Source organism: Chitinophaga japonensis (assembly GCF_007830125.1).
Lineage (GTDB): Bacteria > Bacteroidota > Bacteroidia > Chitinophagales > Chitinophagaceae > Chitinophaga > Chitinophaga japonensis.
Map to the genome: position 1 here is coordinate 875,212 of NZ_VLLG01000002.1, position 12,199 is coordinate 887,410.

A 12,199-nucleotide genomic window follows, 5' to 3' on the forward strand; every position below is an offset into this window, starting at 1 on the left:
GTAATCAAAAATCCATTACATATCATGAAAAGCCATGTACTCGCCGGGCTAGGGCTGTGCTGTGTTTTCTATTGTAATACCGGCAAGGCGCAACAGGATACCACTGCGCCGGTACGACAAGATACAACAGTACGGCAGGATACCACCAAAAAAGACACTGCTGCAAAAAATGCCAATCTTATACTGCCGGACACCACCGGCAGGGATACTACCCGCAGGGACACAACGACCAGGCCCGCACAGGATTCGGGATTGATCGTACCGGCCGATTCAGCCACCCTCCGGCAGGAAATGAATAATTTCACCCTTACCGGCACCGTCCAGGATACGGCAGATGCGCCTATCCCCGGGGCCCAGGTAGTGAATAAAGCCACCGGCCAGGCCGTTATGTCCGACCCTTCCGGCCAGTTCTCCATTAAAGCCTCCACCAGTGACACCATCCTGGTATCGCTCGCTACCTACGGGGAGCAGCAGGTACCGGTAAAAAGCAAGCAACCGCTGACGGTAGTGCTTACCTCGGCCGCTTCCGGGCAGAAAACCCTGTCGGAAGTAGTGGTAACCGCCCTGGGCATCAAAAAGAATCCCCGCGCGGTAGGCTATGCCCTGCAGGAAGTAAGCGGCAATGCCGTACAGGAAGCCAAGGAGGTAAACTTTGTAAATGCCCTGTCCGGCAAAGTGGCCGGTTTGCAGGTAAGCACCAATACCGGCTCCATGGGCGGCTCTACCAGGATGACCATCCGCGGTAATAAATCCATCCTGGGCGATAACAACGCCTTTATTGTAGTGGATGGCGTACCGGTACTGAACAATGTGCTGAATGATCCCGGGCAGCAAAACGGCGGCGGTGGTTACGATTACGGCAGCCCCATACAGGATATCAACCCGGAGGACATCGAGAATATTTCCGTGCTGAAAGGAGCCGCCGCCACCGCCCTTTATGGCAGCCGCGGGGCCAACGGCGTGCTGCAGATCACCACCAGGAAAAGGCCGGATGTAGACGGAGGGCTGGGCATTACCTACAGCCTCAATGCGCAGATAGACCAGGTGTATGTGCTGCCTAACTACCAGAACCAGTATGGCGGCGGTTATACCGGCTTTGATACCGTGTACTACAACCAAAACCCGGAAGCATTCCTCAATGAGCAAAGCGCTACCTATAATGACAATAACGGTAAAGGACCTTATGACCTGCTGCCCCAGTACTATGCGGATGAATCCTGGGGCCCCCGGCTGGATGGCAGGCAGGTACGCCACTACTGGTCATGGGACCGGGATAAGGGCAATCCCGATTTCGGGAAAACAGCTCCCTGGTCCCCCCATCCCAATAATGTAAAGGATTTTTACAAGACCGGCTATACGCTGACCAACAATATCGCCGTAGGCGGCTCCAATGACAAAGGCTCCTTCCGCCTGTCCTACGGTAATATGAAACAGAGCTTCGTATTGCCCAATTCTTCGCTGACGCGCAACAACCTTTCCTTTAACGGCAGCTACCAACTGGCCAAGAATTTAACAGCCTCCGTATCCGCCAACTACAGCATACTGGAAGCGGAAGGCCGCCCGGGCACCGGTTTTACCGGCCCCAATCCTACCCTGCAGTTCACCATGTACGGGCAGCGGCAGCTCGATATTGAAAGGGCCAAAAACTATGTGTACCCGGACGGGTCACAGATCACCTGGAACCGCCGGTCCTGGGACGATCCCACCGTGGCGTTCAGCAATGGCCCCTACTGGAACCGTTACCGCGATTATGAAACGGACACCCGCAACCGCCTGTTCGGCTTCGGCGGACTGGATTATTCCGTGAATAGCTGGCTGAGCCTGAGCGGGCGCGTATTCATGGACCAGTACAATTCAACAGAAGAGGAAAGAATGTCGCAGCAGCCCAATATTGAAGGATCTTACCGGAAACGCCTGCGCGACTCCCGTGAAATGAACTACCAGCTCACAGCGGATATCGACAAGGAGTTTGGCGAGTTCTCGCTGAACGCTACCCTGGGAGGCAACATCATGCACCGGAAATGGACCGTAAGCGGCGGGCAGACCGTAGACGGCCTGATCATTCCGGGTGTGTATAACCTGAACAACTCCATACAACCCGCGCAGCCCATAGACCAGTATTACGAAAAGCAGATCAACTCCGCTTTTGCCACCGCTACGCTGGGTTATAAGAACCTGCTGTTCCTGGACCTGACCGGGCGCAGTGACTGGAGCTCCACTATTAACGTGGACAACAATCCTTACTTCTATCCATCGGCTTCCCTTTCCTTCATCTTCTCCGACCTCCTGAAATGGAAGTGGCTGAACTACGGTAAGCTAAGGGGGAGTATAGCCGCCGTGGGCAGCGATACCGATCCTTACCAGGTGTATGATACTTATGCCTTTATACCGCCTTTTGGCAGCAACCCGGTTACCCAGTTCCTGCCTACCAAGAACAATCCGGACCTGAAGCCGGAACGTACCCGGGAGTATGAGTTCGGTACGGAGCTGCAGTTCCTGGACAACCGCATCGGGCTGGACCTGACCTACTATAACCGTAATACCCGGGACCAGATCATTACCCTGCCCATACCCGCCGCTACCGGCTTTACCACGATGGTGGTAAACGGCGGCAATGTGCGCAACGAGGGATTTGAAGTAGCACTGAACCTGAATCCCATCCGCCTGAAAGGAGGCTTCCGCTGGGATATCAACGCCAACTTTGCCCGCAACCGCAACAAGTTGCTGGACATGAATATAGAACAGTACAACACCGCGCTGGACCTGCTGACGCTGGCTACGGACCGCCGTACCAACAAAGTGTCTATAGTAGCGTTGGTAGGCCAGTCGCTGGGTACTATCATGGGCACGGACTACGTGTACGATGAGCAGGGCAGGAAAGTGGTAACGGAAGATGGTTACTACAGGGTGTCTGAAATAAAGGAGATCGGTAATGTGAATCCCGACTTCATAGGCGGTGTGAACAACACCTTCTCCTACAAAGGCATCTACCTTTCCGCGCTGGTGGATTTCCAGAGCGGCGGCGAGTTCTTCTCCTACACCAACCTGTATGGCAAAAAATCCGGCCTGCTGGATGTGACCGCCGAGAACGGCATCCGTGAGAATGGCATCATTGTGCCGGGCGTAACAGAAGACGGGAAGGAAAACACCGTACCGATCACCGCCAAGGACCACTTCAGCCAGAACGGCGGTAACGTGATCAGCAAGGCCGACCTGTACGATGCCAGCTACGTATACCTGCGGGAAGTAAAACTGGGATATAATATTCCGGAGTCATGGTACAAAAGGATAGGCGCACAGGCGGCGCGCATCTCCCTGTACGGGCGTAACCTCTGGCTCATTCACTCCAACGCACCGAATGTGGACCCCGCCAACATTACCAACTCTGCCTCCAATGTGCAGGGTATTGAAGGCGGCGCGCTGCCCTCGCTGCGCTCTTACGGGGTGAACCTGAATATTTCATTCTAAACAACAAACTAATGGAAATGCTTACACGATATATGAAATATAGCTGCTATCTTTTGCTGGGATGCCTGCTGGCAACGGGATGCCAGAAGCTGGAAGATATTAATGTTGATCCGACCAAGCCCACTACCACGCAGCCGCAATACCTGCTGACAGGCGCGGAAAAATCCGCCATGGATATTATATATGCCGGCCCCCAGAACGGGCGCATCGGCATGCCTTACGCCCAATACTGGACCGGTAATGACAAAGCCAACGACAGCCGCTACCTGCTGGACGAAGGTATTAACGCAGCGCTCTGGAACAACCTGTACAGCATATCGCTGCACAACCTGGATGAGATCATCGCCATGAACCGGGCCGAGCCTACGCCGGTTTCTCCCAACCAGATCGCCATTGCGCATATACTCAAGGCCTGGATATACCAGGTGCTGGCAGATGCATATGGTAATATTCCTTATACAGAAGCCTTGCAGGAAGAAGGTAATATCCGGCCTGCTTACGACGATGCGCAAACCATTTACAACGCCCTGCTGGACACCCTGCAGGCGCAAACGGCTGCCATGGACCCGGCCCAGGGCAGCTTTGATGCCGGCGATGTGATCTATAACGGTAACGTGGACGCCTGGAAAAAACTGGCGCACTCCCTGATGCTGCGCCTGGCCATCCGCATGGCAGACGCTGACCCTGCAAGGGCGCAGGCCGTAATAGCCGCCAACTACCAGCAGGCTATGGCCGGCAATGCGGATAACGCACAGTTCCAGTACCTGGCCACCGCTCCTAATAAGTTTCCTTATAACGACTCAGACCGGCCGCTGACAGAATTCTTTGTAAGTGCTACGCTGGTGGACTATATGCAAAGTACCGGCGATCCGCGCCTGGGTATTTACGCCCGCAAGGCAGGCGACAGCACCTACCGCGGCCTGGCATATGGCACTTCTGAAACCAATCCCAACCGTTTGCCGCCCAGCAACTATTCTCTCCCCGGCAAAAAGATCTATGCTGCTGACATGCCGGGTATACTGATGACCTACCCGGAAGTAGCCTTTATACTGGCCGAAGCAGCCGCCCGCGGCTTTGCCACCGGCGCCGATGCGGCTACCCATTACGAAGCCGGCGTGCGGGCATCCATGGAATACTGGGGCGTAAGCAATACCGATTCCATCGGCGCTTACCTGGCCCGGGTGCCATATGACGCCAATGACTGGAAGAATGTAATAGGCACACAGAAATGGCTGGCGCTGTACCCGCAGGGCCTGCAGGGATGGTTTGAAAGACTGCGGCTGGACTTTAAAAAGCCCGGCGGCGATTCCCTGTTCATCGCGCCCCTGGACGGCTCGCTGGACGAAAATGTAACCTATGTGCCCTACCGCCTCACCTACCTGGTAAGCGAGCAGCAACAGAACACTGCCAACTACCAGGCCGCGGCATCCGCCATCGGCGGGAATACCAAGGGCGTAAAATTATGGTGGAACATGCAGTAAAGCCAATTATGACTGGGGGGTATTAGACACCTGGCAAAGGGCCTTTTCGTAAACAACGGAAAGGTCCTTTCCTTTTCCGGCAATTTTTTTCATCTGTTCATATTTGTCTTTTCAATGGTCAGATGACATCGAAGATGCATCGAGGCCATCAAATTATTAATGAACGAGATAAACCTCGCATTGACATGTTCCCGTGTAAAAAAATGTTTATCATACTCGGTTTCATATTATCTTTAGCGTTTTGGAAAAAATGAATTTGGCTATGATGAAAAAGATATGCATTTCACTGTTATTGTGCTGCGCCGTTGCCACCGGCCTGCAGGCACAGGAACTGACACATTACTACCAGCAGTGGTATACCTATTTTGGCAATGCCGGCATTAACGAGCGCTGGTCCGTACCGTTTGACGTACAGGTAAGGCTGCGGGATGGCCTCAGCGATAAGGGACAGATACTGATGCGCGCCGGCCTGCAATACGCTCCCAACAAGCGCACCGGCTACCTGCTGGGATATGCCAATATCCCTACCTACAGCCCTGCCATTGACGCCTACCAACCGGAGCACCGCATTTACCAGCAGTTCATTTATAAAATGGGATCGCCTGCTTACGCCATGGTCCACCGCGTAAGGCTGGAACAGCGCTGGGTTGGGCAAAAAACCCATACCGGCAACGGGGATGAGCTGAAAGTAAGCAACTGGAAATATGGTAACCGTTTCCGTTATTTTAACCGCACCACCTTCCCCATTAAAAAGGAGCAGGAGCCCACCAACTTTTACCTGGCCCTGCAGAACGAGCTGTTCATGAACCTCTGGGGCAACGAGATCAATGACAAGTTCATAGACCAGAACCGTTTCCTGGTAGCGCCCGGCTACGCCGTAAAGCCCAATCTAAAACTGGAAGTAGGCTACATGAACCACTACCAGCAATCCGCCTCCGGCGACCAGGCCATGAACCATATTGTACAGTTCTCCGTACTGCATGACTTTTCCCTGTGATAAGGTGCTTTACATTAACTGATCTTTTCTTTTGCTAAATCACTGAACCTGTCCCTTGCCGCCTCGTTTTCAAAAGCGCTGGTAGGGATCAGCAGGAAGGATTTTTTATCCCGGTAAAGGAAGAAGAATTTCCGGGTTTCCACCAGTTGTGTAAAGTTATTCCAGGATAGCTGCCGCTGGTGATCGCTGGCGCGCGTGGATATCAGCAGCCCCTCTTCGGAATACCCCAGCTTGATCTTGTCTTTGAAAGTAGCCGCTTTGTTGTAGGTAGAAAGCGGCAGCAGGTACCAGAACGCCCATACGATCAGGGCCACCATAGCTATGATACCAATAAGCGCATTAGGAGTAACCACCCGGAAGAAGAAACCGGTAATGGCTGCCAGCAACAGAATGGCCAGCGTATTACGAAAGACCTTTATCTCCCCCCGCTGCAAAAAATGATAACGCAATGCATGCAATACATCCTCTTTGTTATAGCTAAACTCTACGTGCATTATGGCCAGGCAAACAGTTTTTTATGGTACTGGAACTACTTGGGAACCGCAATGGACATTGGGCTTTCCATATCATCCCGTTCTGTAACAGGTGCATATTTCTTCCGGCTGGCCAACGGTTTCCTGATCTTGTCCAGGTCATCTTCGCTCAGTCCCGGGAAATTGTTCTTGATAAACTGGAAATATTGTTGCAGCGTTTTTACATCTACCTTAAAGGGAAATACCAGCGCTTTACCGCCGCCTTTCAGGTAGTCGTTGTTGTTGATCTTTGTTTCGTTCTGCAGGTACCACTTATACAGGTCCACCACAGCATTCTCCAGCTCGCCTTCTTCAAAGGCGCTGCTGCTCTCCTCCCGGTTCAGCATCCATACGTACTCTTCCACCCGGCTGGGCTTTACAGTAGCTTTAACGGCGGGCTTGGTATCAGTAGGTTTGTCGTTATTATCACATTTCTCGTGGTTGTCGCACTTCTCCGGCTTGTCGGTCTTATGACCATCTGTGGCGTAAGCTGATGCGGCTGATGCAAAAACTACCATCAGCAGGAACAACAGCGCTTTCATCTGAGGGTATTTTAATGTGAGCGGGAACATGAAACTACGCATGTTTCCCCTACATTTTTGTAAAAATATTGGCATGCTTAGTTTCATTCGTTAATATTTTATCTTTTTGAAAGGCCTCATGGAACCTCGCATGATAGTGCCCTTTGTGTAAAATGGGTTTCATGCCCGGTTACATATTGGTAAATTTTCAACTTTAAAAATACAAAATAGAATTTATAAAACCCAAAAAACAAAATCGCCCTACATTTATGTTAACATTATTTAACATATCAAATATTATCAATTTTCCTCATGATTCCCGCTTTTATGAACTGGAGCAGCGGCAAAGATGCCAGCTTCGCGCTCTGGACCTTACGTCAGCAGGGCCGGTTTGATGTCCGCTACCTCTTCACCACCCTCAGCGCCGGTTACAAACGGGTATCCATGCATGGCGTGCAGGAAGCCCTGCTGGATGAACAGGCCCGGCAAACGGGCATCCCCCTGAAAAAGGCCTTCCTGCCGGAACACGCCTCTATGGAAGATTACAACCAGGTGATGCAGGAACAGATGGCGGCCATGGTGCAGGAAGGTATCCGCCATGCGGTGTTCGGCGACATATTCCTGGAAGACCTGAAGCAATACCGGGAAACGCAGTTGGCCCGGGCAGGCATGCAGGGCGTATTTCCCCTCTGGCGGCAAAACAGCCGTTCCCTGCTGCTGCAAATGATACAGGCGGGCTTCAAAGCCATCGTGGTGTGCGCCAATGCCCGCTACCTGGATGCCAGCTTTGCCGGCAGGATCATAAACGAGCAGTTCCTGGCCGACCTGCCGCCGGAAGTAGATCCCTGCGGGGAGAACGGCGAGTTTCACACCTTCGTTTTTGACGGTCCCCTGTTCCGCGCCCCGGTAAGCTTTACCCCGGGGGATACGGTGGAGCGCGTATACGCCCCCTCCGGCCAAAGCGACGCCCCTGCCGGGCAGGCAGCGAACTGGGATAACCGGTTCTATTTCAAAGAGTTATTGCCTTTAGCCTTCTAACATGATAAAAAAACAAAAGCAATGGATGAACCATTGCTTTCGAGAGTCATTTACAGTGCATGAAGAGTCATGCTTGTAGAAATATTTGGTTTTTCATAGGACAGTAACCATAATAAAAATTAATACATAACAAATATAATAAAAATCTGTAATGCTGTTATAGGTATGTTAAAGATTTGGAAATGCCTTAAAATCACGCCCCAAATATTAATAAAAAATAAAATAAGAGGCGTCTTTTTGAAAATAATCAAAAGAGAAAAAGGGAAATGATCCGGAGCAGGGAAAAAGAAAAAGACCTGTCAGGTCTTTAGCAACCTGACAGGTCTGGAAATAGTAAGGGCACCTAGAAAGGCGCCCTCAATTTGTTACTATCCTATGAAAACCCTATTTGAATACAAATGTACGTGCATGTTAATTTTCTTTGAAATTTTCCGGCAAGAATAACAAATCATTAACAAGGCCCCGCTGGTAGCGGCTTCAGCTACATCCCATGCTGTTCCCGCAGTTCAGGCACTTGTAGCAGGTACCGGAGCGCACGGTAATATGGCCGCAGGTATTGCAGGCCGGCGCATCGCTTTGCATGCTGCGCATATAATCCTGTGTCTCGCTTTCACTGCTGTGCGGCTGGCTGGCCAGGGCCTGCTGCTTTACCGTTTTGGAAGCGGCGGTATTCGGTTTGGCATTGCCGCCGCTCAGCAGGGTCACCCGCACATTGGACAGGGAGGGCTGGGAAGGAGCAACGGTATCGTCCCCGTCTTCCTCGCCGGTATTGCCGGGCGCATCCAGTACATGCACCAGGTCTGTCCTGCCCAGGTACTCGTAGCCCAGCACCCGGAATATATAATCGATCAGCGATGTGGCTGATTTGATGTTGGGATGGTCTACCATACCGGCCGGCTCAAAGCGGGTGAACACGAACTTGTCCACGAACTCTTCCAGCGGCACCCCATACTGCAGCCCCACAGACACGGCTATGGCAAAGCAGTTCATGAGGCTGCGCAGGGTGGAGCCTTCCTTGGCCAGGTCTATGAAGATCTCGCCCAGGGTGCCGTCGCCGTACTCGCCGGTGCGCAGGAAAATGGCCTGCCCGCCTACTTTGGCCTTCTGGGTAAAGCCCCGGCGCTTGGCCGGCAGCGTTTTACGCTCTATAATGCGGGACAGTTGCCGTTTCAGGGTGGTGTCCGGGCTGGCCTGCATGCGCTTGCCCACTTCCTCCAGCAGCTCGTCAATGGTGAGCTGGTTCAGGTCTATGATCTGGGCGGCCGCCGTTTCCTTGCTTTCCCCGGCAGCCTCGGTCTTTTTCTTCTTGTCGCTCTTGTTGCTGAGCGGCTGGCTCAGCTTGGAGCCATCGCGGTACAGGGCGCAGGCTTTCAGGCCCAGCTCCCAGCTCAGTTTGTAGGCATCCTCTATTTCCGCCACCGTGGCCTCGTTGGGCAGGTTGATGGTTTTGGAGATAGCCCCGGAAATAAAGGGCTGGGTAGCCGCCATCATGCGGATATGCCCGTGCGGGTGGATGTAGCGCTCTCCCTTTTTGCCGCACTTGTTGGCGCAGTCAAATACCGGGAGGTGCTCCGGCTTCAGGTAGGGCGCGCCTTCTACGGTCATGGTGCCGCATACATAGTCATTGGCGGCTTCTATCTGCTCATCGGTAAAGCCCAGCTCATGCAGCAGGCTGAATTCCATGCTGAAATACTGTTCCGGCTTGTAGCCCAGCCTTTGCAGGCATTCTTCGCCCAGGGTATATACGTTGAATACAAAAGAGATATCGAAAGAGGAGGCCACAGCCGTATCCAGCTTCTTCATCTCTTCTGCAATGAATCCTTTCTCGCTCAGGGACTGATGGTTGATATAAGGCGCGCCTGCAAAGCTGCCGGCCCCTTTGGCATAATCCACGATGGCCTTGATCTCGTTGGGCTTGTAACCCAGGTTTTGCAGGGCCGTGGGTATGCTCTGGTTAATGATCTTGAAATAGCCGCCGCCGCTCAGTTTCTTGAATTTTACCAGGGCAAAGTCGGGCTCTACGCCGGTGGTATCGCAATCCATTACCAGCCCTATGGTGCCGGTAGGCGCTATTACGGTGGCCTGCGCATTGCGGTAGCCGTTCTTTTCGCCCAGCTTCACCGCATCATCCCAGGCCTTGGTGGCTGCTTTCAGCAGGTAGTTGGGGCAGTAGCGGGCGTTGATGCCCTGCGGCTTTATTTCCAGCCCTTCGTAGGCATCCGTGGCGTCATAAGCGGCCGCGCGGTGGTTGCGCATTACCCGCAGCATGTCTTCCCGGTTTTCGGCAAACCTGGGGAAGGCGCCCAGGTGGCCGGCCATCTCGGCGGATGTTTTATAAGACACGCCGGTCATGATAGCGGTAATGGCGCCGGCAATACCCCTGGCTTCTTCGCTGTCGTAAGCAATGCCGCTTACCATGAGCATGGAGCCCAGGTTGGCGAAGCCCAGGCCCAGGGTGCGGTATTCGTAGCTCAGTTGCGCCACCTCGCGGGAGGGGAACTGGGCCATGTGCACGGATATTTCCAGCACTACCGTCCACAGGCGCACGGTATATTCGAAGCCGGGTACGTCAAACAGGTTCTTTTCCTCGTCAAAGAAGCGCCGCAGGTTCACGGATGCCAGGTTGCAGGCGGTATTGTCCAGGAACATGTATTCGGAGCAGGGATTGGAAGCGTTGATGCGCCCGCCCTGCGGACAGGTATGCCATTCGTTGATGGTGGTATCGTATTGGGTGCCGGGATCGGCGCAGCGCCAGGCGGCATAGGCGATCTGGTCCCACAGCTCCCTGGCTTTTACCGTTTTCATGGGTTTGCCCGTGGTGCGGGCCTTCAGCTCCCAGTCCCCGTCTTCTTCCAGCCGGTGGAAGAAGCTGTTGGGGATGCGTACGGAGTTATTGGAGTTCTGGCCGGAAACCGTACGGTAGGCTTCCCCTTCATAATCAGAGGAATAGCCGGCAGCGATCAGGGCGGCTACTTTCTTTTCCTCTTCTACCTTCCAGTTAATGAACTCCAGTATTTCCGGGTGGTCCAGGTCCAGGCACACCATTTTGGCTGCCCGCCGGGTAGTGCCGCCGGACTTGATGGCGCCGGCAGCCCGGTCGCCTATTTTCAGGAAGCTCATCAGGCCGCTGGAGGTGCCGCCACCGCCCAGCTTTTCCCCTTCTCCCCGGATGCTGGAGAAATTGGTGCCCACGCCGGAGCCATATTTGAAAATGCGGGCTTCCCGCATCCACAGGTCCATGATACCGCCGTCATTCACCAGGTCGTCGCCTACGCTCAGGATAAAACAGGCATGCGGTTGAGGTCGTTCGTAGGCGGAGGTGGACTTTTCCACCTGGCCGGTAGCGGGGTTCACAAAATAGTGGCCCTGGGGCTTGCCGGTAATGCCGTAGCTTTCGTGCAGGCCGGTATTGAACCACTGGGGAGAGTTGGGCACGCATGCCTGGTTCAGCATACAGTAGGCCAGCTCTTCGTAAAACACCCGGGCATCTTTTTCACTGGCAAAATAGCCGCCGCGCTCCCCCCATACCCGCCAGCAGTTGGCCATGCGGTGCACTACCTGTTTTACGGATGTTTCCCGTCCCAGGGAGCCGTCTGCCTGGGGTACGCCCGCTTTGCGGAAATATTTCTGCGCCAGTATGTCTGTCGCTATCTGGGACCATGCTTTCGGTACCTCTACATTGTTCATTTCGAACACCACATCCCCCCCGGGATTACGGATTACCGATGAACGAAGCTCGTATTCAAACTGGTCATAGGGGCTTACTCCCTCTTTGGTGAAGTGGCGGGAAAATCCGAGGCCGCCTTTGTCATTAGCCTGTTTCATCCGTTTAAGTATTTTTTCCATTGGCAGGACGGGAACCTCGCATTCACATAACACCCATATGCAGCAATTTGCGTTATTTGGTGTTTATCAAACCCGCCAGGCGGGTAGTCCAGGTGTAAGCAGCATATGAGATGCTCGGTTTCATGTGTCCTAATTCGCTTGGAGATTTAACAATAAGATTTTTCTGTGAACCTGGTGTATTGCTAAAATAATTTTTTAAATTTACGATAGGCGCTTTTTCTTATACACAGCTTGTGGATAATTGAGAAACCTTCTGCTATACACCTGCAAGCCTGTAGCTACAGGCCGGTTCCCTTACAATAAACGCTATAAATATCAGTATCTTAGGATTGTGCA

Annotated in this window: 7 protein-coding genes; 4 read left to right on the forward strand and 3 right to left on the reverse strand. The window is 53.1% G+C overall.

Annotated elements, in window-relative coordinates; genetic code table 11:
* Window positions 1–24: 24 nt before the first annotated feature.
* The 3 genes from LX66_RS03370 (at window position 25) to LX66_RS03380 (ending at window position 5,946) form a co-directional block, all read left to right on the forward strand.
* Entirely contained in the window at window positions 25–3,468 is a 3,444-nt protein-coding gene (locus tag LX66_RS03370; RefSeq protein WP_145710473.1) for a SusC/RagA family TonB-linked outer membrane protein, read from the forward strand.
* A gap of 17 nt (window positions 3,469–3,485) precedes the next feature.
* Window positions 3,486–4,949: a SusD/RagB family nutrient-binding outer membrane lipoprotein gene (locus LX66_RS03375; RefSeq protein ID WP_158642518.1), complete on the forward strand. Its 1,464-nt coding sequence runs from the start codon at window positions 3,486–3,488 to the stop codon at window positions 4,947–4,949.
* A gap of 262 nt (window positions 4,950–5,211) precedes the next feature.
* The gene (locus LX66_RS03380) at window positions 5,212–5,946 is read left to right on the forward strand and encodes a DUF2490 domain-containing protein (protein ID WP_158642519.1); all 735 of its coding nucleotides are present in this window, start codon (window positions 5,212–5,214) and stop codon (window positions 5,944–5,946) included.
* 14 nt (window positions 5,947–5,960) lie between these two features.
* On the opposite strand, the gene LX66_RS03385 is transcribed toward LX66_RS03380, so the two are convergent.
* Complete coding sequence (locus tag LX66_RS03385) at window positions 5,961–6,440, reverse strand: YcxB family protein (protein ID WP_145710476.1); 480 nt, start codon at window positions 6,438–6,440, stop codon at window positions 5,961–5,963.
* A gap of 35 nt (window positions 6,441–6,475) precedes the next feature.
* A complete protein-coding gene (locus tag LX66_RS03390) occupies window positions 6,476–7,000 on the reverse strand; it encodes a hypothetical protein (protein WP_145710477.1) in 525 nt (174 codons plus the stop codon).
* A 306-nt stretch (window positions 7,001–7,306) separates the two neighbouring features.
* Here LX66_RS03390 and LX66_RS03395 point away from each other — a divergent pair, with 306 nt between their 5' ends.
* Window positions 7,307–8,017, forward strand: coding sequence for a Dph6-related ATP pyrophosphatase (locus tag LX66_RS03395; RefSeq protein ID WP_211365976.1), 711 nt, complete (start codon window positions 7,307–7,309; stop codon window positions 8,015–8,017).
* Between the two features lie 477 nt (window positions 8,018–8,494).
* Here LX66_RS03395 and LX66_RS03400 read toward each other — a convergent pair whose 3' ends face one another.
* Window positions 8,495–11,842, reverse strand: a complete 3,348-nt coding sequence (locus LX66_RS03400; protein WP_145710479.1) for a vitamin B12-dependent ribonucleotide reductase — start codon at window positions 11,840–11,842, stop codon at window positions 8,495–8,497.
* Between the last annotated feature and the right edge of the window lie 357 nt (window positions 11,843–12,199).